This window comes from Streptomyces sp. NBC_00490, from assembly GCF_036013645.1.
GTDB classification, from domain to species: domain Bacteria; phylum Actinomycetota; class Actinomycetes; order Streptomycetales; family Streptomycetaceae; genus Streptomyces; species Streptomyces canus_F.
In genome coordinates this window covers 3,601,624-3,624,323 of record NZ_CP107869.1, presented here as the reverse complement: position 1 = coordinate 3,624,323, position 22,700 = coordinate 3,601,624, and the positions used below count along the sequence as shown (strand labels likewise).

At 71.8% G+C, this 22,700-nt stretch carries 23 protein-coding genes and 1 tRNA gene; 9 read left to right on the top strand and 15 right to left on the bottom strand.

Going from position 1 to position 22,700, the window contains the following annotated elements; genetic code table 11:
* The first annotated feature begins 16 nt into the window (after positions 1-16).
* A complete protein-coding gene (locus OG381_RS16405) occupies positions 17-2,527 on the top strand; it encodes a phosphoribosyltransferase (RefSeq protein ID WP_327716845.1) in 2,511 nt (836 codons plus the stop codon).
* The gene (locus tag OG381_RS16400; RefSeq protein ID WP_327716844.1) at positions 2,527-3,339 is read left to right on the top strand and encodes an HAD family hydrolase; all 813 of its coding nucleotides are present in this window, start codon (positions 2,527-2,529) and stop codon (positions 3,337-3,339) included. The genes OG381_RS16405 and OG381_RS16400 overlap by 1 nt, the downstream gene beginning before the upstream one ends.
* Here OG381_RS16400 and OG381_RS16395 read toward each other — a convergent pair.
* From OG381_RS16395 to OG381_RS16380, 4 genes are all read right to left on the bottom strand, one after another.
* The gene (locus tag OG381_RS16395) at positions 3,314-3,943 is read right to left on the bottom strand and encodes a DedA family protein (RefSeq protein WP_327716843.1); all 630 of its coding nucleotides are present in this window, start codon (positions 3,941-3,943) and stop codon (positions 3,314-3,316) included. The two genes, OG381_RS16400 and OG381_RS16395, sit on opposite strands and share 26 nt — an antisense overlap.
* 51 nt (positions 3,944-3,994) lie before the next feature.
* Entirely contained in the window at positions 3,995-4,216 is a 222-nt protein-coding gene (locus tag OG381_RS16390) for an FmdB family zinc ribbon protein (protein WP_046259209.1), read from the bottom strand.
* Positions 4,217-4,257: 41 nt separating this feature from the next.
* Complete coding sequence (locus OG381_RS16385; protein ID WP_327716842.1) at positions 4,258-5,628, bottom strand: hypothetical protein; 1,371 nt, start codon at positions 5,626-5,628, stop codon at positions 4,258-4,260.
* 74 nt (positions 5,629-5,702) lie between these two features.
* Entirely contained in the window at positions 5,703-6,470 is a 768-nt protein-coding gene (locus tag OG381_RS16380; RefSeq protein WP_327716841.1) for a DUF4097 family beta strand repeat-containing protein, read from the bottom strand.
* A 216-nt stretch (positions 6,471-6,686) separates the two neighbouring features.
* Between OG381_RS16380 and OG381_RS16375 the strand changes: the two genes are divergently transcribed.
* Positions 6,687-6,758 (top strand) — tRNA-Val (locus OG381_RS16375).
* Between the two features lie 48 nt (positions 6,759-6,806).
* Here the strand turns inward: OG381_RS16375 and OG381_RS16370 are convergent.
* A complete protein-coding gene (locus tag OG381_RS16370; protein WP_307031483.1) occupies positions 6,807-7,136 on the bottom strand; it encodes a hypothetical protein in 330 nt (109 codons plus the stop codon).
* 115 nt (positions 7,137-7,251) lie between these two features.
* On the opposite strand from OG381_RS16370, the gene OG381_RS16365 reads away from it, so the two are divergent.
* Positions 7,252-7,443 (top strand): hypothetical protein, encoded by a 192-nt coding sequence (locus OG381_RS16365; RefSeq protein WP_327716840.1) that lies wholly within the window; start codon positions 7,252-7,254, stop codon positions 7,441-7,443.
* 43 nt (positions 7,444-7,486) lie between these two features.
* Here OG381_RS16365 and OG381_RS16360 read toward each other — a convergent pair whose 3' ends face one another.
* On the bottom strand, positions 7,487-8,392 hold the full coding sequence (locus tag OG381_RS16360) for a ketopantoate reductase family protein (protein ID WP_327716839.1): 906 nt from the start codon (positions 8,390-8,392) through the stop codon (positions 7,487-7,489).
* Between the two features lie 67 nt (positions 8,393-8,459).
* Positions 8,460-9,215, bottom strand: a complete 756-nt coding sequence (locus OG381_RS16355) for an MBL fold metallo-hydrolase (RefSeq protein WP_327716838.1) — start codon at positions 9,213-9,215, stop codon at positions 8,460-8,462.
* A gap of 59 nt (positions 9,216-9,274) precedes the next feature.
* Here OG381_RS16355 and OG381_RS16350 point away from each other — a divergent pair, with 59 nt between their 5' ends.
* Positions 9,275-9,505 carry a DUF2277 domain-containing protein gene (locus OG381_RS16350; RefSeq protein WP_307031490.1) on the top strand — a complete coding sequence of 77 codons (231 nt, stop codon included), beginning with the start codon at positions 9,275-9,277 and terminating at the stop codon, positions 9,503-9,505.
* A gap of 228 nt (positions 9,506-9,733) precedes the next feature.
* On the opposite strand, the gene OG381_RS16345 is transcribed toward OG381_RS16350, so the two are convergent.
* From OG381_RS16345 to OG381_RS16320, 6 genes are all read right to left on the bottom strand, one after another.
* Positions 9,734-10,336, bottom strand: coding sequence for a DedA family protein (locus OG381_RS16345; protein ID WP_443062031.1), 603 nt, complete (start codon positions 10,334-10,336; stop codon positions 9,734-9,736).
* Positions 10,337-10,520: 184 nt separating this feature from the next.
* Complete coding sequence (locus OG381_RS16340; protein ID WP_327716836.1) at positions 10,521-10,973, bottom strand: DoxX family protein; 453 nt, start codon at positions 10,971-10,973, stop codon at positions 10,521-10,523.
* An 86-nt stretch (positions 10,974-11,059) separates the two neighbouring features.
* Positions 11,060-12,949 carry an FAD/NAD(P)-binding protein gene (locus OG381_RS16335; RefSeq protein ID WP_327716835.1) on the bottom strand — a complete coding sequence of 630 codons (1,890 nt, stop codon included), beginning with the start codon at positions 12,947-12,949 and terminating at the stop codon, positions 11,060-11,062.
* 109 nt (positions 12,950-13,058) lie between these two features.
* Positions 13,059-13,463, bottom strand: a complete 405-nt coding sequence (locus OG381_RS16330; RefSeq protein WP_327716834.1) for a hypothetical protein — start codon at positions 13,461-13,463, stop codon at positions 13,059-13,061.
* Between the two features lie 143 nt (positions 13,464-13,606).
* Positions 13,607-15,250 carry an alkaline phosphatase D family protein gene (locus OG381_RS16325; protein ID WP_327716833.1) on the bottom strand — a complete coding sequence of 548 codons (1,644 nt, stop codon included), beginning with the start codon at positions 15,248-15,250 and terminating at the stop codon, positions 13,607-13,609.
* Positions 15,251-15,321: 71 nt separating this feature from the next.
* A complete protein-coding gene (locus OG381_RS16320; protein ID WP_327716832.1) occupies positions 15,322-15,966 on the bottom strand; it encodes an HNH endonuclease family protein in 645 nt (214 codons plus the stop codon).
* A gap of 347 nt (positions 15,967-16,313) precedes the next feature.
* Here OG381_RS16320 and OG381_RS16315 point away from each other — a divergent pair, with 347 nt between their 5' ends.
* Together OG381_RS16315 and OG381_RS16310 are read left to right on the top strand one after the other, a co-directional pair.
* Positions 16,314-16,895 (top strand): TMEM165/GDT1 family protein, encoded by a 582-nt coding sequence (locus tag OG381_RS16315; RefSeq protein WP_327716831.1) that lies wholly within the window; start codon positions 16,314-16,316, stop codon positions 16,893-16,895.
* Between the two features lie 163 nt (positions 16,896-17,058).
* The gene (locus OG381_RS16310; protein ID WP_327716830.1) at positions 17,059-17,727 is read left to right on the top strand and encodes an HAD-IA family hydrolase; all 669 of its coding nucleotides are present in this window, start codon (positions 17,059-17,061) and stop codon (positions 17,725-17,727) included.
* Positions 17,728-18,212: 485 nt separating this feature from the next.
* On the opposite strand, the gene OG381_RS16305 is transcribed toward OG381_RS16310, so the two are convergent.
* Positions 18,213-19,157, bottom strand: a complete 945-nt coding sequence (locus OG381_RS16305; RefSeq protein WP_327716829.1) for a peptidoglycan-binding domain-containing protein — start codon at positions 19,155-19,157, stop codon at positions 18,213-18,215.
* Between the two features lie 160 nt (positions 19,158-19,317).
* Here OG381_RS16305 and OG381_RS16300 point away from each other — a divergent pair, with 160 nt between their 5' ends.
* Positions 19,318-21,399: an MDR family MFS transporter gene (locus OG381_RS16300; protein ID WP_327716828.1), complete on the top strand. Its 2,082-nt coding sequence runs from the start codon at positions 19,318-19,320 to the stop codon at positions 21,397-21,399.
* Positions 21,400-21,408: 9 nt separating this feature from the next.
* Here the strand turns inward: OG381_RS16300 and OG381_RS16295 are convergent, their stop codons facing one another.
* Positions 21,409-21,909, bottom strand: a complete 501-nt coding sequence (locus OG381_RS16295; protein ID WP_327716827.1) for a GNAT family N-acetyltransferase — start codon at positions 21,907-21,909, stop codon at positions 21,409-21,411.
* Between the two features lie 77 nt (positions 21,910-21,986).
* On the opposite strand from OG381_RS16295, the gene OG381_RS16290 reads away from it, so the two are divergent.
* On the top strand, positions 21,987-22,697 hold the full coding sequence (locus OG381_RS16290) for a hypothetical protein (protein ID WP_327716826.1): 711 nt from the start codon (positions 21,987-21,989) through the stop codon (positions 22,695-22,697).
* The last annotated feature ends 3 nt before the right edge of the window (positions 22,698-22,700 follow it).

Below are 22,700 nucleotides of genomic sequence, written 5' to 3'. Positions count from 1 at the left end.
TACACACAAGGGACGCATGAACAACGCAGTGAACAACGAGGTGCCTGGCGGGATCTGGTCCGGCACCTGGGTCGCCGAGCGGCTCGGGGTCGAACTCCTGGGCGACGACACGCTGACCGACCTGCTGGGCCTCGCCCTGCGCCGCAACCCCAAGCGGGCCCATCTGCTGGTCTCCAACGTGCTCGGCAAGCACGTCCCGCAGTCACCGTCCGTGGTGTACGGCCACGGCCTCACCCTCGGCCGCCGGGTCAGGGACCTCCTGGGCACGGAGGAGGCGGCCCGCGCGGTCGTCCTCGGCTACGCGGAGACCGCGACCGGCCTCGGCCACTCCGTCGCCGACGGCGTCGGCCTCGCCCCCTACCTCCACTCCACCCGCCGCCCGGTGCCCGGCGTCGCCACGGCGGGCGGCTTCGAGGAGTCCCACTCCCACGCCACCTCGCACCTGCTGCTCCCGGAGGACCCGGCCCTCCTGGTCGGCAACGGCCCGCTGGTCCTCGTCGACGACGAGTTCTCCACAGGCAACACGGTCCTGAACACCATCAGAGACCTCCACGACCGGTACCCGAGGAGCCGGTACGTGGTCGTGGCCCTGGTCGACATGCGCTCGCAGGCGGACGCGGGACGTCTGGAGGAGTTCGCGCGGGAAATTGGCGCGAGGGTGGACTTGGTGGCAGCGGCGTCGGGGACCGTAAAGCTGCCTGAGGGGGTGCTGGAAAAGGGTCAGGACTTGGTGGCGAGGTTTGAGTCGAACGCCCCAGGGGCGCGGGGCTGTGTTGAATCTGCGGCTACCGCCGCGCGGGCGCGACCAGCCCCCACCGACCCGCACCCGGCATACAAGCGTGTCGACCTCCACTGGCCCCCCGGCCTCCCCGACGGCGGCCGCCACGGCTTCACCCCCCACCACCGAATACGCCTGGACGACGCGCTCCCCGCGATGGCCGCCCGCCTGGCAGAGGCCCTGCCGCAAGGCGCCCGCCGCGTCCACGTCCTCGGCTTCGAGGAGCTGATGTACGCCCCCCTCCGCCTCGCCCGCGAGCTGGAGCAGATCACCGACGCCGAGGTCCGCTACTCCACCACCACCCGTTCACCCGTCCTGGCGGTGGACGACCCGGGCTACGCGATCCGCACCCGCATCGCCTTCCCGGCCCACGACAACCCCGCCGACGGCCCCGGCGAGCGCTACGCCTACAACATCGCCGGCGCCGGCTTCGACGCGATCGTCGCCGTCATCGACTCCACCGCCGACACGGCGGAGCTGCACGCCCCCGACGGTCTGCTCGCGCAGCTGCACGCGCACACCCCGCAGGTGCTGCTGGCGGTCGTCCCGTCGTACGTCCCAGAGCCCCTGTACGTCCCCGAAAGGCCCCCGATGCTGCCCGAGCCCCTGCGCGGCCCCGCCTTCTCCTCGTACGCCCCGGAAGACGTCGGCTGGCTGCTCCAGGACCTCTCGGACGTGACGCTGGAGGCGCCGACCGAGGAGCGCGAGGAGGCCATCCAGAGCGGCGGCGCGCACTACGCGGAGTCGCTGCCGGTGGAGTACCAGCCGAGCGAGCAGTACCAGCGGCTCTTCCACACCGCGCTGGACGGGTCCGCGGCCCGGCTCGCGCAGGCGGTCGGCGCGGTCACCGAGATCGTCCTCGCGGAACGCTCGCCCCGCCCGGTCCTCGTCTCCCTCGCCCGCGCCGGCACCCCCGTCGGGGTCCTGATGCGCCGCTGGGCCCAGTTCCGGCACGGCCTGGACCTGCCGCACTACGCCGTGTCGATCGTGCGCGGCCGCGGCATCGACGCGAACGCGCTGCGCTGGCTGGCCGCCCACCACGACCCTGCCGACGTCGTGTTCGTCGACGGCTGGACCGGCAAGGGCGCGATCACCCGTGAACTGGCGGACGCCGTCAAGGAGTTCGAGGAGTCCGACGGCATCACCGGCTTCGACCCGGAGATCGCCGTACTGGCCGACCCGGGCTCGTGCGTGAAGACGTACGGCACCCGTGAGGACTTCCTCATCCCCTCCGCCTGCCTCAACTCCACGGTCTCCGGCCTGATCTCGCGCACCGTGCTGCGCGCGGACCTCGTCGGCCCGGACGACTTCCACGGCGCGAAGTTCTACCGCGAACTCGCCGGCGCCGACGTCTCGGTGGAGTTCATCGACGCCGTCGTCGCCACCTTCCCCGAGGTCGTGGACGCGGTGGACGCCCAGACCAAGGAGCTGCTGTCGAGCGACCGCGACCCGACCTGGGAGGGCTGGGCGGCCGTCGAGCGGATCAGCGAGGAGTACGGCATCCACGACGTGAACCTCGTCAAGCCCGGCGTCGGCGAGACCACCCGGGTGCTGCTGCGCCGGGTGCCCTGGAAGATCCTGGCGCGGGCCGGCGCGGGCGCCGACCTCGACCACGTACGCCTGTTGGCCGAACAGAGAGGTGTCCCGGTGGAAGAGGTCGCCGAACTCCCGTACACCTGCGTGGGGTTGATCCACCCCAAGTACACGCGGGGCGCGACGGGCGCCGACGGCAAGGCGGTGAACGTCTGATGCCGGTGCTGGTGGCGAGCGACCTCGACCGTACGCTCATCTACTCCTCCGCGGCCCTCGCGCTGACCATGCCGGACGCGCGGGCGCCCCGGCTGCTCTGCGTCGAGGTGCACGAGAGCAGACCGCTGTCGTACATGACGGAGACGGCCGCCGGACTGCTGGCCGAACTCGGCGACGCGGCCGTGTTCGTGCCGACGACCACGCGGACCCGCAAGCAGTACCAGCGCATCAACCTGCCGGGCCCGCCCCCGAAGTACGCGATCTGCGCCAACGGCGGGCATCTGCTGGTGGACGGTGTGACGGACGCCGACTGGCACGCGCGCGTGCAGGCCCGGCTGGCCGACGAGTGCGCGCCGCTGGACGAGGTGCGCGAGCACCTGCTGCGGACGGCCGACCCCGTGTGGGTACGCAAGCACCGGGTCGCCGAGGACCTCTTCGCCTACCTCGTCGTCGAGCGTGAACTGCTGACCGAGGACTGGGTGAAGGAACTCGCGGTGTGGGCGGAGAACCGCGGCTGGACGGTCTCGCTCCAGGGCCGCAAGATCTACGCCGTCCCGAAGCCGCTGACCAAGAGCGCCGCCATGCACGAGGTCGCCCGCCGCACCGGCGCGGAGCTGACGCTGGCCGCCGGTGACTCCCTGCTCGACGCCGACCTGCTGCTCGCCGCGGACCAGGGCTGGCGGCCGGGCCACGGAGAGCTGGCCGACGAGGCCTTCACCGCCCCGACGGTCAGCGCGCTGCCGGAGCGGGGCGTGCTGGCGGGGGAGCGGATCCTGCGGGAGTTCCTCAGGACGACTCGGACACCTCGCTAGACGCGGGCCGCCGCCGCAGTCGTACGGCCACGAAGGCCACGACCGCTGCGGCGGCCAGCACGAGGACGATCTTCGAGTACGTGGACACCACGTCGGTGACCTGGGTCCAGTTGGCGCCCAGCGTGTAGCCCGCCATCACGAACGCCGTGTTCCACAGTGCGCTGCCCAGCGTGGTCAGGCCGAGGAAGACGGGCAGGGGCATGCGCTCGACGCCGGCCGGGACCGAGATCAGGCTGCGGAAGATCGGAATCATCCGGCCGAAGAAGACCGCCTTGGTGCCGTGCCGCAGGAACCAGGCCTCGGTCTTCTCGATGTCGCTCGTCTTCACCAGCGGCAGTCGCGCCGCGATCGCCACCGTCCGGTCACGGCCGAGCAGCGCGCCGACGCCGTACAGGGCGAGCGCGCCGATCACCGAACCGGCGGTCGTCCACAGCAGCGCGGCCCACAGGCTCATCTGCCCGGTGCTCGCCGCGAACCCCGCGAGCGGCAGGATGACCTCGCTCGGCAGGGGCGGGAAGAGGTTCTCCAGGGCGATGGCCAGGCCGGCGCCGGGCGCGCCGAGCGTGTCCATGAGTCCGTTGATCCACTGCGGGGCGGCTGTCATGCCGCCCACGGTAGGAAACCGCGGCTGAAGGTTTCCTGAAGCCGCTGTCCGTCAGCCGCAGCAGCCCCCGCCGCAGCAACCGCCGCCGCCTCCGCCGGAGCGGGGGGCCTGGGCCGGTGCGGAGGCCGAGCCGCCGACGGCCACCGTCGACAGGAGCTTCACCGTGTCGTCGTGGCCGGCCGGGCAGTCCGCGGGGGCGGCGGACTCCGCCATCGGACGGCTCAGTTCGAACGTGTCGCCGCAGGTCCGGCAGCGGTACTCGTAGCGAGGCATACGCACAGGTTAACCGGCGGCGGCCGACGGCTGCAGAGCCGTCAGTGCCCCGCGCCGCGCTCCTCCCGGATCTGCGCCACCACCCGCGCCACCGTCTGCCGCACCGCCTCCGTCTCCGTGAGGAAGTGCCAGTAGTCGGGGTGGCGGCCCTCCAGCGTGCCGATCGCCCGCTCCAGCCGGGCCACGGAGTCGTCCAGGGGGCGTGCGTGACGCGGATCGGGGGTGTTCCGGCCCGTCATGGCCAGCCGCTGGGCGTCACGGATCGCGAAGCGGGTGCGGTCGATCTCCTGCTGGGGGTCCTTCTGCACGGCGTTCAGCCGTCGCAGCCGGTCGCCCGCCGCGGAGACGGACTCGTCGGTGCTGTTCAGCAGGGCCCGTACGGTCGACAGCAGGGCGGTCGCGTCCGGCCAGCGCTGCTCGTCACGGGCGGCGCGGGCCTCCGTGAGCTTGCGCTCGGCCTGGCGCACGTTCTCCGTGGCCTGGTCCGGGACCTGCTGGAGGTCCTGCCAGCAGGCCGCGGTGAAGCGCCGCCGCAGCTCGCTCAGGACCGGATCGACCTGGCCCGCGCGGGTGGTGAGGGCCTGGGCGCGGGTGCGCAGGGAGACGAGCCGGTGGTCGATCTCGGCGGCCTTCTCGGGCAGCCGCTCGGACTCGACCCGGACCGCCTCGGCCTCCCGGGCGACGCGCTCGGCACGCTCCAGGGTGTCCGGGACGCCGTGCTGACCGGCGCCCTGGTTCAGCTTGGTCAGCTCGGGGCCGAGGGCGGCGAGCCGGGCGGCGAGGTCGTCGGCCTTCAGCCCCGACTGCCGTACGGCGTCAAGGGCGTTGGAGGCGGCCAGCAGTCCCTGTCTGGCCCGTTCGACGGCGGGAGCGAGGCGGACCAGCTGGGTCTCGGCCTTGCCGAGGAGCGGACCGAGGCTGTCGCCGAAGCGGTCCAGCTCCCGCTTGACGTTGGCCAGCTCGTCCTTGGCCCTGGTGAGCTCGGTGCGCGCGTGGACGGCGACCGACGCCTCCAGGTCGTCCCGGTCCAGGTCGTGCGCGTCGACGGCCTCGATGTACTGGTGACTGGCCTCGTCGATCCGTCTGCTGATCGCCTCGAAGTCGGCGACCGCGCGCCGGGCGGCGGGGGAGTCGTCGACCGCGGTGATCGTCTCTATCGAGATCCGCAGATCGCGCTGGGCGGTGTCGAGCTCGTAGAACGCGGCCGCGGCGGCGTCCTTCGCGGCCTGCGCCTCGGCCCGCTGGCTCTCGGAACGCCCCCCGAACCAGCGCCGGGTGCCGCCGCCGGCGAACGCGGCCGGCAGCGCGAGGGCCGCGGCCAGCGGCAGCGCGATGAGAGTGAGCGTGTCGCGCAGCGCATGATGTGCGCGCGGCTTCGACGGCGAGTACGGCTGCGCTGGTGTCGCCGTCACATCCCTCTCCCGTGCTGTGTCCGTCCTGGCCCGGTGTCATTCTCCCACCGGTTAAGGACGAACACACGGGCCCGTTAGTTCGCGGTCCGGACCGTGACTTTGCCGTCGCCGGTACGGGCGGTGATGACGTGCGAGCTGGAGTCGGCCCGCGGCACGGTGACGTCCACCCCGCCGTCGCCGGTCTGGGTCGTCACCTTGTACGTGGCCTCGGGGACGTCGATGGTCACGGAGCCGTCGCCGCTGCTGGACTCCACGCGGTCCGGGACGGCGCCCAGTTCGAGGTGGACCGAGCCGTCGCCGGTCCGGGAGCGCACGTCGCGCGAGGTGACGTCGGCGCGCACGGACCCGTCGCCGGTCTTCAGGTCGAGCGGCCCGCTGGAATCGGTGACATGCACCGATCCGTCGCCCGTACGAATGCTCAGCGCGTCCTCGAAGCCCCTGGCCCGCACACTCCCGTCCCCGTCCTCGACCTTCACGGAGACACCGCGCGGGACCTCGATGCGGTGCTTGGCCGCGCAGTCGGCGACCACGCCGGTGCACTTCATCCGCAGCTTCAGCGTGTCGTCCGTCATCGACCAGGTGACCTTCGGGTCCTTGCCGAGGGCGACCGTGCCCTGGAACCAGCGGGTGACCTCGATCCGGCCCGCCTTGTTGTCGTCGGCGGCGACGATCTCCAGCGCCGAGTCGTCGGAGTCGATGGTCAGCGTCTTCCCCTCCAGCGCGAACGACCGCTGGTCCGGATCCTTGTCGTCCCCGGCGGAGGCTCCACAGGCGCTGACGCCCGCGATGAGAGCGACGGCGCCTGCGGCGAGGACCATGCGAGCGGTGGCGGTGCGTGCCATTGGGATCTCCCCCTGAGCCAGAATGATGAGGCTCTTCGACCGTACGGAGCGGGGGGCCGTCGCGGGATCCGGGACGCTCCCGGATCCGGGGTGGGGTAAACCCCCGGTTCGACCCCGGGATCCGGCTCCCGCGGTACGCCGCGATACGCGTTTGCAGGACGGGGCCCCGGGCAAGGTAGTCTGTCGACTCGTCCTGAGCGCGCGTGTTCGGGACCCGGGTGCGTAGCTCAGGGGTAGAGCGCCTGCCTTACAAGCAGGATGTCGGCGGTTCGAAACCGTCCGCGCCCACACGGGAGGAAGACCCCGGCCGATCACGGCCGGGGTCTTCCTCTTTTGTCAGCTGTCCTCCCGCGCGTGCTTCAGCCTCATGCGGGCGTCCACGCGCTCCTCGCCGGCGACCTCCGCCCAGAAGCGGTGGCCGGTGACGAAGACGACGAGTTCGTGTTCGCGCTGCCTGAGCTTCTCGACCTCGGCCTGTTCGTCGGGTGTCCAGCCCGGGGAGGCGGGGCGTTCCACCTTGCGCCAGCCCGCGGTGTCGCTGAAGCCGTCCAGGGGCTCGACCGACCAGGGCAGCCGCTTGAGCAGGGCCGACAGCTCGGCCCGGACCTGATGCAGCTCCTCCTGACCGGCGAGGAGGTCACTCGGAAAGTCATAGGTCGTAGCCACAGCGCAATGCTACGCCTGTTCGATTTAGGGGTGCGAGTTTCTTGGGGTAGTTCATGTGTTCGGGAAGGGGGATCTGAGAAGATCACCGGAATCGTACGAACGCAGGGGTGGGGACATGACGGTTCTGGTGCTGGTGGGCGTTCTGGGTCTCGCCGTCTTCGGGTGTGTGTGCGTGGTGTGGGCGGAACGCGGCGGGCCGACCTGGGTCCGCGTCGTGGCGGCCGTGACGGTAGGCCTGGGCAAGGTGGTGCAGAGCTCGGGGAAGAAGCAGGGCGGGGGCTCGTCCTCCGGCGGCGACGGCGACTGACGATCTCAGCGCCGCCGTGAAACGGCCCCGCGCCCCTGGGGCGTCAGTGAGCCGCGTCCCTCAACTCCCCTACCAGGCGGGTCGCCACCGGCACCGGTACCCCGTGTCGGTCCGCCGCGCGGAGCAGTGCGCCGCCGATCGCGTCCAGTTCGAGGGGGCGGCCCGCCTCGGCGTCGCGCTGCATCGACGACTTGGTCTGCGGGGGGAACGCGTCGTAGCGGGCGAGGGCCTGGGCCGGGTCCGTCGGGGCGCCCGACGCGCGGCTCACCGCGGCCGTCTCCTCGACCAGTGCCGTCAGCTCCTCGCGGTGGCGGGTGCGTACCTCGCCCAAGGGGAGGGCGTACCGCGTGGTGAGGAGGGCGAACGGGGCCAGGAACGACATCTTGGCCCACAGCGCCGCCGTCTCGTCCGGCAGCACCCGGGTGGTCGGACCGGCGGAGCCCAGCGCGTCCGCCAGCGTCTCCAGCCGCTCCTTCGCCACCCCGGCGCCGGTCAGGTCGATCTCCGCGAACGGGCTGCCGTGCACGATCTCCCCGGGTGCCACCCGCGTCGACTCCACGCGGATCACCGCCGGGGCCACCACGTCCTCGCGATAGCGGGCCCGCAGCGCCGCCGGATGCTCCACACCGTTCAGGAACGGCACCAGGAGCGCGTCGCCCAGCGCGGCGGGCGGGACCCGGTCCAGGGCGGCCTCGAGCGCCGTATGCTTCACCGCCACCAAGCAGGCGTCCACCGGCACCCGCAGCTCGGTGTCCGCCTCCACCTCGGCCGTGAAGTCCCCGAACGGGCCACTGCGGACCCGGATCCCGGACGCCCGCAGGGCCGCCGCCGTCTCGTTCCCGGCCAGGCAGACCACCCGGTGCCCGGCCCGCGACAGCAGTCCGGCGAGCAGGCCGCCGATGCCGCCCGGGCCCAGCACGGCCACGGTCAGATTCTTGTCGTGCGTCATCACACGAAGTCCCTTCGTCGGTCGGCCCCTTGAACGGTGGCCGCCTCGGAACGGATCATCGCAGACGTCACAGGCGTACGGACTCCCCGGGCGCCATCAGGTGCAGCCGGTCCGTCAGCCCGGCCTCCGCGAAGGCCTTCGTCAGCGTCGGTCCGTCCTGGGTGAAGTGACCCCAGTGCTCGAAGTGCAGCGGTACGACATGCCGGGCGCCCAGGATCGCCGCCGCCTCGGCCGCCTGCCCGCTGGTCAGCGTCAGCGTCGCGTCCGGTACGAGGGGAGTGCGTGCCGCGCCCGCGAACAGCAGGGCCACGTCGAAGGGGCCCTCGCGGTCGGCGATCTCCCGGACCCGGTCCAGAGAGGCGTTGTCGCCACTGACGTACACCTTGGGCAGGCCCTCCCCGGACAGCACGAACCCGGTGACCTCGCCGACGAGGGGCTCGGAGCCCTCGGGTCCGTGCAGGGCGGGGACGGCGGTGACGCGTACGCCGCCCACCTCGACGCTCTCCCAGGCGGGCAGGGCGCGGACGGGGGCGCCCAGGCGGCCGTGGGCGGCGGCGGTCGACAGGACGAGGGGGACACCGGCGAGGTGGGCGCGGCCCGCGGTGTCCAGGTTGTCGGGGTGCTGGTCGTGGGAGAGCAGCACGGCGTCCACCGGGCCGAGGTCCGCCGCCGCGAGCGCCGGGCCCGCCGTCTTCACCAGCGCACGGGAGCCGACGGGGTACTCGCCGGGCGCGTCGAAGGTCGGGTCGGTGAGGAGACGCACGCCCCCGAGAGACACAACGGCGGTCGGGCCACCGACGTACAGGATCTCCACTGTGGTCATGCCCGACACAATTCCGCGGACGCCCGGCGCTATTCCCCGCCGGGGGCGAGACTGGAGGTATGTGCCGCAGCATCAAGACTCTTCGCCCGCCCGCGTTGCCCGAGGAGGCGACGGAGGACGAGATCCGCGCCGCCGCCCTCCAGTACGTACGGAAGGTGTCCGGCTTCCGGGCACCGGCCGCACACAACAAGGAGGTCTTCGAGCGGGCGGTCGCCGCGGTGGCCGAGGCCACGGCCGAGCTACTGTCCGACCTCGAGGTCCGAGGCACCCCAGCACAACGCGCCGGTTAGCGGGGGACCCGGAGGGTCGGGCCGGGTTCGGCAATTGGCGGATCCGTCCCACGCCCGCCGGCAAAACCGCAGGTCACTGGGGGCTGGGTCAACGCTGACGCCCCTAGGGGCGCGGGGCTGCATCGACTTGCGGCTCCGCCGCGGGGCGCGACCAGCCACAACGCGCCTGCACCCGCCGACGGCGAATCCGTCCCTCCTGCTCTGCCGGCCCGTGCCCTGGGCAATCCCTCACGCCGGGCGGCGGCGCATCACGAACCCCGCCGCGGCTCCCGCGGCGAACAGGGCCAGTACCGAGACGCCGGTCGCCAGCCATGTCGTGCCCAGCCACTGGGCGCCGTAGTAGCCGAGGGCGACGCTGTACGCCGCCCAGGCCAGGCCCGCGAGGGCGGACCAGGGCAGGAACTCCCGGACCCGGCGGTGGGCGGCGCCCGCGACGAAGGAGACGACCGAGCGGCCGGCCGGGGCGAAGCGGGCGAGGACGACCAGGGGGCCGCCGCCGTCGGCGAGGGCGGAGCCGAGACGTTCCTGCGCGGAGGTGAGGCGGCGGGAGCGGGCGATGGCCCGGTCCAGGCGGGCGCCGCCGCGCCAGGCCAGCCGGTACGCGACCATGTCGCCGAGCACCGACGCCGTCGCGGCGACCAGGGTGAGCAGCAGCAGGTCGGGAACCTCGCCGGGGACCTTGCCGGTCGCCGCTCCGGTGCCCGCCGCCGCGGCCGTGGCGGCCGTGATGACCAGGACGCCGCTCGGCAGGACCGGCAGGAACACGTCCAGCAGCACTGACGCGGCCACCATCGCGTAGATGATTCCTGGGCTGCCGGTCAGCACGCCCATATTCCCGAGACTCTCGAACACCGTCACTCCCCGTTTTCCCCCGTAACAGCCTTACAGCGTACGCCGGGGGTGTGACAGGAGATTCATGGGGGGCGCGTGTGTTCGCCACAGCATGTTCACCCGGCCGACACGTCGCGGCGCCCGCCCCCTGTGCGGGGACGGGCGCCGTCGGTGCGGGTGTGGCTCAGACGGTCACGGGTGCCTGGTCCGAGGCCGGCCGCTCGGCGGCGGTCGAGCGCTTCTGGAACAGCCGGTCGAGTCCGAAGGCGCCGGAGCCGGTGAAGACCAGCAGCAGGAAGGACCAGCAGAACATCGCCGCGCCCTCGCCGCTGTTCTCGATCGGCCACAGGGCGTTGGGCTGGTGCACCTTGAAGTAGGCGTAGGCCATCGCGCCGGAGGCGATGAACGCGGCGAAGCGGGTGCCCAGGCCGATCAGGACCAGGGAGCCGCCGACGAGCTCGATCGCGGCCGCGTACCAGCCGGGCCAGGTGCCCAGCTCGACGGTGCCGCCCTTGCCGTCCGCGCCACCGAGCACGCCGAAGAGCGCGACGGCGCCGTGGCAGGTGAAGAGCAGTCCGACGACGATGCGGAACAGGCCGAGGACGTACGGCTGGGCGCTGTTGAGGCGTCCGGTCATGTGGGGGGTACTCCTACGGTCGGGCCGGTCCCTGGGGCGGACCGGTCGGGGGACGGAACCGAGCGAGCACCCCACGTTAGGTCGGACTAATCGATGCTTACAAGTTCAACATTTGGCCACGGCTTTGCTTCCGTTTGGCCTTCCGTTCCTGCTGTAGCCGCACGTAGAGCCGCTCTCGCCACCGCGTCGGCGTCCGAAAGCGTGACCGAATCCACACCCGGACGCGCGCCCGCCGCGGTCACCCAGTGCACCCCCTCCGTCGGCACCCCCAACGCGAACCGCCTTGCGTGCACGCCACCTTGACGGTCAATCAGGTGATATGGGCGAGGTGTCACGTCCAGTCCGCCGGTTTCGTAACCGTCGACCGAGTGCGGCCGGCACTGTCCGGTCCGCAGCAGCCGGGCGAGGAGCGAGTCGGCCGTGCGTCGCAGATCCGGTTCCGGAAGCCGTGCCTCTATGAGCGTCGTCACGCGTACGCCGGACCCGTGGACGTCGGGCGAGCGCGCCACCCAGGCCCCGTCCCGCGCCCGGACCTCCAGGCGCGGCCCGAGCACCTCCACCACACCCGCCTCCATCAGCGCCACCAGCTCCTCGATCCGGCGCCGGGGCGGCCCGATGGACAGGAAGGCGTTGAGGGGGGTGTACCAGCGGTCGAGGTGGTCCCGGCGGGAGGCACCGGCGATGCCGCCGTGGTCGACGGTCAGCCGGAGTTCGTTGCGCAGATCGCGCAGCACGTCCAGGGCCGCCTTGAGCGGGCCGTCCGTGTTGCCGAGAGCGGCCTGCGCGGCGTCCTCGCGCAGATGGGCCAGCAGCCACGCGCGCCACCGGCCGGGGTCGGTGAAGCCGCGTCCCGCATGCGGGCGGGAGATCCGGTCCCAGCTCCAGCGGTCGGCGTCCGGGACACCGAACTCGTCGAGGATCAGCGCCTCTTGGGGGTCGCCGTGGGGGACGGTGAGGAAGCGGTCGGCGAGGTCCGGCCGCCGTACGAGCGCCGAGTAGTAGACCGTCTCCACCTCCTTCGCCACCAACGGCCATATCTCGGCGAGGAAGTCGGGCGCCTCACCCGAGTCGGCACGCTTGCGGAAGCCCGCTATGACCTCCGGCGTCAGGACGAGCGGGGTGTGACGCCCGTACGGCCCCTTCGCGTTGTCGCCGCGGGCCTGGTAGGGGACACCGCGCCGGGACCCGGCGTACAGCAGCGGCTCGCGGCCGGAGGGGACATACCGCAGCCCGCCCCCATCGCGCACGAAACGGCCGCCGCGCCCGGTCGTCAACAGGGCCGTGTGATCGAAGAAGTTGAGGCCGAGACCGCGCAACAGCACCGGTTCGCCCGGGGCGAGGGGCGAGAGGTCGACGTCGGCCGGGTTGGCGGGCGGGATGTGGAGCAGGCCGTGGGTCTCGGCGTACGACGAGACGGTCCGCTGCGCCGTGTCGGGGGCGGTCGGCAGATGGCCCTGGGCGAGGACGACGGCGGACAGGCCGGTCAGTTCGCGGCCGTCGTCGAGGGTGAGGACCTGGCGGCCGTCGGGGGCGTCCTCGAGCCGTAGCGCACGGGCCGTGTGCGTCCGTACGCGGACGCCGGGCGGCGCCTCGCGCACCGTGCGGGCGAACACCCACTCCAGATAGCGGCCGTAGTGGGCGCGGGTCGGATACTCGTCCGGGCCCAGCTCGCCGGCCGCCCACTCGTGCAGGCTGGGTCCGGGGCGGACGGGCCCGGAGCAGTCGACGCTCTCGTCGGTGAAGAGGGTCACCTGACAGGCCACGGTGTTCATCAGGAGCTCCGCCGGCTGTGCGGTGCGCCAGACGCGGCCGGCGCCGGGCGGTGCCGGGTCGACCACGTGGACGGTGAGCCGGGCGCCGGGCGGGAGCAGTTTCGGCGCGGAGGCGCAGAGGCGTTCCAGGACGCTGGTCCCGCGCGGTCCGGCGCCGACCACGGCGACGGAGACGGGCACGCAGGCCGTGGTCGGTGCGGACAAAACGGGGACTCCCGGGCGTGTGGGGGCGCTTGGGCAGACCGTCCACCGGAAGCGGACGGTCCGCCTCATCATGCCTGCCGCGCTCCGGCCGGGCGTCAGGTACCCCGGATCACGCGTTGCCGGTGGCGATGCTCAGCCACGGGGTCCAGGTCGAACAGTTCTCCCAGCCGATGTCGGCGGAGTAGTTGCGCAGACACACCTTGATCCGGACCTTGTAGTCCTCGTCGAAGTTGTAGTTGCACTCCTCGCGGCCGGTGAACGCCCCGCCGGTCGCCTTGCACTCGCCCTCGCGGCCGTAGTTGGTCTCCCAGCGGGTGACGGTGCTCTTGTGGTCCTCGCCGATGTCGTTCGCCATGATCCAGTCGCCGTCGGCCTGGAAGGCACCCTCGCCCGCGTAGTCGGAGGTGTACGCGTGCTGCGGCCACCCCGTCGGGTACCAGGTGGCGTGAGCCGGTACGGCCATGAGGAGGACGCCCGCTCCGGCGGCGCCGAGCGAGATGCTGATCTTCTTCAACAAGGCTTGTCCTTCGAGCAGTTGGCAGTTGGGCCCGTACGTGAGGGCCCGAGGTCGAGTGAGCATATGTTCGACGGCGGGCTCGCTGAAGAGTCAACGGTGCTCAACTCGCCCTGCTCAGGGCTCACTTGTGCACAGCCCGGTCACTTCTCGCTCAGCACCGACTCCGACACCACGGCCAGCCGCGCCTTCCCGCCCCGCACGGCCCGCGCCTGCTCCAGCCGCAGTCCCGCAAAACGCCCGCGCAGCGTCAGCGTCATGAGCTGGTTGCCGAACCAGGGCCCGCCTGTCCGCCGCCAGTCCACCGACGGCTGGGGACAGGCGCCGTGTCCGGCGAACCGGCGCCCCAGAAAGCGGCCCACCGCGCTCCACCCGAAGCGGAAGCCGAGGCGTATCGACAACGGGATGGAGTTGTGGACGGGGGAGCAGGTCAGCTGCAGCACCCGCGCATCGGGCCCGCTCCCCTCCGGCCACCTCGGCTCGGCGATGTACGCGTGATGGACGTCGCCCGACAGCACACACACCGTCGCCGGCGCGTCCGGGCCCGACCCCGCCTCCGCGATGAGCTCCACCAGCGACTCGAAGGACTCCGGGAAGGCCGCCCAGTGCTCCAGGTCCGCCCGTCGCCGCAGATCCTCCCCGAACCGCGCCCAGCGCGCCCCGCGTTCACCCCGGCACAGCGCCGCGTTCCACGCCTCGGCGTCGTGCACCAGATGCGGCAGCAGCCAGGGCAGCGAGGTCCCGATCAGAAGATGGTCGTAGGACCCCGGCCCGTCCAGCACCTGCTCGCGCACCCAGCGCTCCTCGCCGGAGGCGAGCATCGACCGGTTCTCCTCGTCGAGGACGCGCGCCGCCCGGCTGTCGACCATCACCAGCCGCACGCGCCCGAAGTCCCGCCGGTAACTCCAGCGCACGGAGGCCGGATCGACGTCGGCCTTGCAGGCGAAGGCCCGCAACTCATCGGTGCCGTCCGGGGTTTCGCGTACGGCGGCGTAGAGCGGGTCGGAGTCGAGCTCCGCCGGGGAGAGGTTCCCGAGGTGCTGATGCACCCAGTACGACATCAGCCCGCTCAGCAGCCGCTCCCGCCACCACGGGGTGGCCCGCATGTCCTCCACCCAGGCGGCGGAGGTGTTCCAGTCGTCGATCACGTCGTGGTCGTCGAAGATCATGCAACTGGGGACGGTGGACAGCAGCCAGCGGATCTCGGGATCGAGCCAGGACTCGTAGTAGAGGTGGGTGTACTCCTCGTAGTCCGCGACCTCGCTGCCCGGCGGATCGCTCAGATCCCGGCGCGCGGCGAGCCAGCGGCGGGTCGCGGGGGAGGTCTCGTCGGCGTAGACCTGATCGCCCAGCAGGAGCAGCACGTCGGGCCGTTCACCGTCCGGGTCGGTCGCGATCCGGGCCGCCAGGGTGTCCAGGGCGTCCTGGCCGACGGGGTCCGGCTCGCCGTGCGGCGGAGCGGCCCAGCGGCAGGACCCGAAGGCGACGCGGACGGTGTCCCCTTCGGCCGGTGTGCGGATGACGGACTCCGGGAACGGGGAGTCGGGCAGCGGCCACACGCGTACTCCGTCGAGCAGGACCTCGTACGGCGACGAGGTCCCCGGCGTCAGACCGGTGACCGGCACCAGGGCGTAGTGATGACCGCAGACCTGAAAGGTCTGGGCCTCACCGCCCGCCCCGTCCGCGCAGCGCACCTCGGCGGCGCACGGACGGCTCGCCTCGACCCATACGGTCGCGGACGAGCCGTCGGCATACCTGAGCAGCGGTCCCAACCGAAGTTCGGCCACGTGATCCTCCTCCGTCGCCCCGTACGGTACGGAACGACGGAGGCCGGCGGGGAGGTTCCGTCACTGAATCGTCAGCAGTTGGCCAGGTAGCCGGTGAGCGCGCTCTTCTCCGCGGAGTCCACGGACAGGTCGTAGTAGTACTTCACCTGGACCCAGGCGCGGACGTAGGTGCAGCGGTAGGAGGTGACCGACGGCATCCAGGTGGCCGGGTCCTGGTCGCTCTTCGCCTGGTTCACGTTGTCCGTGACGGCGATGAGCTGGGGGCGGGTGACGTCGTTGGCGAAGCCCTGGCGCTGGGCGGTGGTCCAGGCGCTCGCGCCGGAGTCCCAGGCCTCGGCGAGCGGGACCAGATGGTCGATGTCGAGGTCGGAGGCGGCGGTCCAGGTGGCGCCGTCGTACGGGGAGTACCAGCTGCCGCTGGTGGCGGTGCAGGCGGAGTTGGTGACGACGTTCGAACCGTCCCGCTTGAGGATGTACTCGCGGGTGTTGCAGGTGCCGCTGATGGTGATCCACGTCGGGAACAGGTCGCGGTTGTAGCCGGTGCGGTTCTCGGTGGCCACGGTGAGCGAGGCGAGGTAGGTGCGGGCGGTGGCCGCGCTGACCGGCGTGGGGAGGGCGGCGGAAGCGGTCGGACCGTTGAAGAGCCCGACCGAGGCTATGAGACCGGTGAGAGCCGCGAGTATGCTGAGCCGTCGACGCGCGTAGAACTTCGCCATGCGAACTCCCTTTGAGGGGTGGGGGTGTTGAAGCGCGAGCGAGGGAACTCTCGCGGCTCCGCGTTGCGGGGAGGTATGCGTTGGGTTAGAAGCTAGTGACGCGTACATGACACGACAAGGTTTACGGCGAAACGATCTCGTATGATTGACGGAGTTGAAGGGGAGTAGCTCTTCGCCGGACCGTCGACATACTGCTCAGCTCGTCTGAGCCGGCGCCCGGAGGCAGGTCATCCGTGACCGGCCAGCGAGACCTTCGGCCAGTAGTGCACTGACTGTGTGCTGCCGTGCCGAGGTGTCGTTTTCGCGGTATCACTCTCGGTGGGGCAGCCCCGACCGATTGAGGAACCTTGATCAGCTTCACCGTGACGGCCGTCGTCTTCGGCGTCGTCTTCCTCGCAGAGCTGCCGGACAAGACCGCGCTGGCGGGTCTGGTCCTGGGCACCCGCTATCGCGCGTCGTACGTCTTCGCGGGCGTGGCGGCGGCCTTCGCCCTCCATGTGGCGCTGGCCGTGGCGGCGGGCAGCGTGCTCACGCTCCTGCCGCAGCAGCTCGTCCACGCCCTCACGGGTGTCCTCTTCCTGGGCGGTGCCGCGGTACTGCTGATGAAGAAGGACGAGGGCGAGGAGGAGATCCGGCGCCCGGAGAACCAGTCCTTCTGGAAGGTCGCGGGCGCCGGCTTCATGCTCATCCTGGTCGCGGAGTTCGGCGACCTCACGCAGATCATGACGGCGAACCTGGCCGCCCGCTACGACGACCCGCTCTCCGTCGGTCTCGGCGCGGTGCTCGCGCTCTGGGCGGTGGCCGGGCTCGGCATCGTCGGTGGAAAGGCGCTGATGAAGCGGGTGCCGTTGCGGTTGATCACGAAGGTGGCGGCGCTTCTCATGCTCGGGCTCGGGCTGTGGAGCCTGTGGGAGGCGGTCACCGCGTGAACTGAACGGCCGGTGAACAGTTGCGGCATGCGCTGGCGCAAAGCGGGCCATGTTTTGTACCGTAGGAAAACAAAGTGGCTCCCCGCTCGTTCTCCCTGACCGGCGGGTGGGGGCCGCCTTGTCCCTCCGGGTCACCCCCGGTCCCCGCGCCTTGGAGCTGCCGATGACGGCCACCGCCGTGCCCACCGTGCTGACCGCCCGCGCCCTCCTGCTCGACATGGACGGCACCCTTGTGAACTCCGATGTCGTCGTCGAGCGCTGCTGGCGGCGGTGGGCGGCGCGGCACGGGCTGGACGGGGACGAGGTCATGAAGGTCGTGCACGGGCGGCAGGGGTACGCGTCGATGGCGTTGCTGCTGCCGGATCGGCCGATGGAGCAGAACCATGCGGACAACGCGGTGATGCTCGCCGAGGAGACGGCGGACATGGAGGGCGTGGTCGAGGTACCGGGGGCGTCGGAGTTTCTGGCGTCCCTGCGGGGAGTCCCGCATGCGCTGGTGACCTCGGCGGATGTCGCCCTCTCCACGGCGCGGATGTCTGCGGCCGGTCTGGCGCTGCCGGACATCCGGATCACCGCGGAGTCCGTCGGCGCGAGCAAGCCGGATCCGGAGGGCTTTCTGAAGGGGGCCGCGGAACTCGGGCTGGCGCCGGAGGACTGCATCGTCTTCGAGGACTCCGGGGCGGGGATCGCGGCGGGGCGCGCCGCCGGGATGCGGGTGGTCGGTGTCGGCTCGCGGGCCGACGTCTACGACCCGGACGTCGTCGTCCGCGACCTGACCCAGGTCCGTGTGTCGCCCACGGCGGACGGGACGATACGGCTGTACGTCAGCTAGGCCGACGCGCGGGGCTGCCCTCGGCTGTTTTCGCCCCCGCCGCCCCTACCCGTCCCATCCTCCAGGGGCTCTGCCCCTTCGACCCCGGTCCCTGGGGGCTGCGCCCCCAGACCCCCGTCGGCCCTGAAGGGGCCTCGTCCTCAAACGCCGGACGGGCTGAAATGCCTGGACCGGCGTCGAGAGGCGCAGTCGCCTGCGGGGGTCGCCCCTCGTCCCCGGAGGCAGTCGCCGTCTCCTGGGACCCCCGGCGGGACGGGCCCGCGCTCGCGCAACGGCGAGAAGGGGACGTACCGGGGGGTGTCCGCCCGCAGCGTCGGGCGACCAACCAACCGCACATCCCCAACCCACAGCACCGCCCGACCGAGGACGGACACCCCCCGGTGCGGCACCGACCCACAACCCGACCGTAGTGCGCAACGCGAACCCCCACCGAAGCCGCCACAGGCCGCCGCAGGCACCCCGCACCCCCACTCGCCGTCAGACGTTCACGGCTCCTGTGTTTCCGATTCCAGTCGCTCCCGCGTCGGCAGGTCGTACACCCCCTGCTCGTCCGTCTGGATTCCGCGTGCCCACTGGTATCGGGTCACCGCGTCCTCGACGCCCTCGTTGTAGTGGCCGCTCGCCTTGCGGGTGTAGAGGCCCAGTTGGGTGAGGCGGCGTTCCAGTTCGAGGACCTCGTCGCCTTCGGAGCCGCGGCGGAGCACGGGGGGTGTGCTTTCGCGGGCGTCGGAGGCGTCGTCGGCTGTGGGTGGGGTGGCGGGGGAGGTGGTCGGGGAGGTCGCGGAGCGGGACGGGGTCGGGGAGGCGGTTGTCGGGGTCGGGGTCGGGGATGGCGACCGGGTGATGGAGGCGGACGGCGGTGGGGGTACCGCGGTGGGGCGGGGGGCCGTCGTGGTGGGGGACTGGGACGCCGCTTCCGTCGTCGGTGACGCGTCCGGGACGCTCGCCCGTACCTCCTGCGGCAACGCCCCGTCCCGGGTGGGTGTGTCGTACGAGAACATCCCGCTCGCCAGCCCGGCCGCAGCGATCACCGCGACGAGCCCGCCCGCCGCGCCCAGCAGCACCGTGCTGCGGGGGCGTCGGCGCGGTTCGTCGTCGAAGTCGTCGACACCCTCGCCTTCCCGTCCCGCTCCCTCGAACAGGCTCAGGTCCCTCGTGCTGGGCACCGGGCCCGGCACCGCGCGCAACGGCATCGTCATGTCGGCCGCCCCGGTCGCCGCTTCGGTCGCCGACCCGGCCGGCGCCTCCCCCTCCAGCTCCACATAGGGACGTATGCGCAACGGATCGAAATCCTCCGCCGCGGCCGCCTCCGCCGTACGCGCGTCGCGCAGGGCGTCGGACGCCCGCTGCGTGCAGCCGCACGACGGCGTGTTGTCGGTCCCTCTCGGTGCCCCGCACTCCGGGCACAGATGGCCGTGTGATTCCGCCATGTGTTCGTCCCTCCCCTCGCGAACTCCAGAGATTATGCAGACTCCCTCCACACTCCCGTCCCATAAGCCCCCGGAATACCGGCTTCCACCAGGACTCAACAGGCCATAAACGGTCACACCAACCACGATGGAGATGTAACGAGACCTTCGGGAGGTCTTCATGGCCGCGGATGCGGACGGTATGACGGGTGATGTGCGAGACCCACGGAACCCAGCCGGGGACGGAACACCCGGCCAGACGCAGGACCCCCACGTGTCCGGCAACGTCCTCGTGTCGATCGGCGCCCTGCTCCTCGGCATGCTGCTCGCCGCCCTGGACCAGACCATCGTCTCCACGGCGCTGCCCACGATCGTCAGCGACCTCGGCGGCCTGGAGCACCTGTCCTGGGTGGTCACCGCGTATCTGCTCGCCTCGACCGCCGCGACCCCGCTGTGGGGCAAGCTCGGCGACCAGTACGGCCGGAAGAAGCTGTTCCAGACCGCGATCGTGATTTTCCTCATCGGCTCGGCGCTGTGCGGCATGGCGCAGAACATGCCGCAGCTGATCGCGTTCCGGGCCCTCCAGGGCCTCGGCGGCGGCGGGCTCATGGTGCTGTCGATGGCGATCGTCGGCGACATCGTCTCGCCGCGCGAACGCGGGCGGTACCAGGGACTGTTCGGCGCGGTCTTCGGGGCGACCAGCGTCCTCGGCCCGCTCCTCGGCGGACTGTTCACCGAGCACCTCAGCTGGCGCTGGGTCTTCTACATCAACCTCCCCGTGGGCGTCGTCGCCCTCGCCGTCATCGCCACCGTGCTCCGCATCCCGAGCAAGGCGACACGGCACGTCATCGACTACCTCGGCACGTTCCTGATCGCCTCCGTCGCGACCTGTCTGGTCCTGGTGGCGTCCCTCGGCGGCACCACCTGGGGCTGGGGCTCGCCGCAGATCATCGGCCTGGCGCTGCTCGGCGTCGTGCTCACCGTGGCCTTCGTCGCCGTGGAACGGAAGGCGGCCGAACCCGTCCTGCCGCTCAAGCTCTTCCGCATCCGCACGTTCACGCTCTCCGCGGTCATCAGCTTCATCGTGGGCTTCGCGATGTTCGGCGCGATGACGTACCTGCCGACGTTCCTCCAGGTGGTGCAGGGCGTCAGCCCGACCATGTCCGGTGTGCACATGCTGCCGATGGTGGCCGGGCTGCTGCTGTCGTCGACCGCGTCCGGGCAGATCGTCAGCCGTACCGGACGCTGGAAGGTGTTCCCGGTCGTGGGCACCGGGGTCACCACCATCGGTCTGCTCCTGCTCCACCGGCTGGACGAGAACAGCTCGGCCTGGGAGATGAGCACGTACTTCTTCGTGTTCGGTCTGGGCCTGGGCCTGGTGATGCAGGTGCTGGTCCTCATCGTGCAGAACGCGGTCTCGTACGAGGATCTGGGCGTCGCCACCTCCGGCGCGACCTTCTTCCGGTCCATCGGAGCCTCTTTCGGCGTCGCCATCTTCGGCACGGTCTTCGCGAACCGCCTCGGCGACAAACTCACCGCCGCCTTCCGCGGCGCCGAACTCCCGCCGGGCGCCTCGGTGGACGGGCTGGAGTCCGACCCGCGAGGGATCACGGAGCTGCCGGGCGCGCTCCAGCCGCCCGCGGTGCACGCGTACGCCTCGTCCATCACCGACGTCTTCCTGTACGCCGCGCCGGTCGCGCTCGTCGGCTTCGTGCTGGCCTGGTTCCTCAAGGAGGACCGGCTGCGCGGCTCGGTCACGGCGCCGGACCTCACCGAGACGCTCGCCAGCAACCCGGTGGAGCGCTCGTCGTACGACGAGGTGTGCCGGGCGCTGTCGGTGCTCGGTACGCGGGAGGGGCGGCGGGAGATCTACCGGACGATCACCGAACGGGCGGGGTACGACCTGCTGCCGGGCTCGAGCTGGCTGCTGCTGCGGATCAAGAGGTACGGCTGGGTGGAGCCGGCCCTCCTCGCCGCACGCAGCTCCGTTCCGCTGCACGTCATCGTGGACGCCGCCCGCCAGGTCGAGGAGCGGCGCCTGGCCCGGCGCGACGGCATCGACCTCGTCCTGACCGACACCGGCCACGAGGTCGCCGACCGCCTCGCCGGGGCCCGCGAGGAGTCCCTGGCGGAGCTCCTCGGCGACTGGTGGGGCCCGGACCGCCCGACGGACCTGGAGCGCCTCGTGAAGGAGCTCACCAACGAACTCTGCGGCTCGGAGCGCGAACAGCCCCACAACGGCTCGACGGCACGCCTCGAATGACCGCCCGCGCTACAGCCCCTTGGCGAACCAGTGCTCCGCGTACGGGTCGTCGTTGTACGGCTCGGTCTCCTCGTAGCCGAGGCGCGCGTACAGCGCGCGTGCCTCGGTGAGGTCGTCGCGGGTGTCGAGGATCATGCGGGCGGCGCCCAGTTCGCGGGCGGTGTCCTCGGCGGCGCGGACGAGGACCGGGCCGCCGCCCTTGCCGCGCAGCTCCTCGCGGACGTACACCCGCTTCAGCTCGGCGGTGTCCGCGTCCAGGAGGCGCACACCCGCGGTACCGGCGGGCTCGCCGTCGTACCGGGCCACCAGCAGCCGCCCTTTCGGCGGGGTGAGTGCGGACCAGTCCGCGCCGGTGACCTCCCGCTCCAGCTCCGCCGGCTCGGTGCGCCGCCCCTCGTGCAGGAGGTAGTAGCGGTCGCTGACCTCCGTGTAGTACGCCCGCCAGAGCGCTGAGGCGACGGGGGAGTCGTAGGGCTCGGGGGCCACGGTCCAGGAAGTCATGCGGGCCATTCTCCGGAGGTGTGCCAGGGCGACCGCAAGTGAATAACCGGCGGTTTGAGGAGCCACTTCGGGGCTACCCGGTAGCCATGTCAACTGGCCTGATCATCGCTCTGATCGTGATCGTTGTGGCCGTCATTGCCGTGGCGGCCGTTCTTGCCCGGCGTGCTCGGGGGCCGCAGCGCGGCCGGAGTCTGAAGCGGCGCTTCGGGCCCGAGTACGACCGTGCCCTGGCCCAGCACGACGGCGACCCACAGGCCGCCGAGCGGGAGCTCGCCGCCCGTGTCGAGCGGCATGGTTCGCTGCGCGAGCGGCCGCTGGAGCCGGCGCAGCGCCAGCAGTACGAGGCCCGCTGGACGGCGGCCCAGGAGCGCTTCGTCGACTCGCCGCGGGAGGCCGTGGCCGAGGCGGACCGGCTGCTCGCCGACCTCGCCGGGGCCAAGGGGTTCCCGGACGGCGGGCAGTACGAGGAGCAGCTCGCCGCACTGTCCGTGCACCACGGGCACCATGTGCACGGCTACCGGCGTGTGCACCAAGCCGCCCATCTGCGCGGGGACGAGACGCAGGACGGCGCCCGGGCGGGCACCGAGGAGATGCGCGAGGCCATGGTCGAGGCCCGGTCCCTGTTCGAGGACCTGGTGGGCCACGACGGCCGGCACCACGAGTCGACCCGGACGGCCGAGCGGGTGGAGACCACACCCGAGCACGAGGCATCCGACGGCGGGAACCGACCCGCCCGCACCGAGAGCCGCGGCCATCTGCCGTGGGGATCCACCCGGCGTCACGCGAAGGGGAGTTGAGTG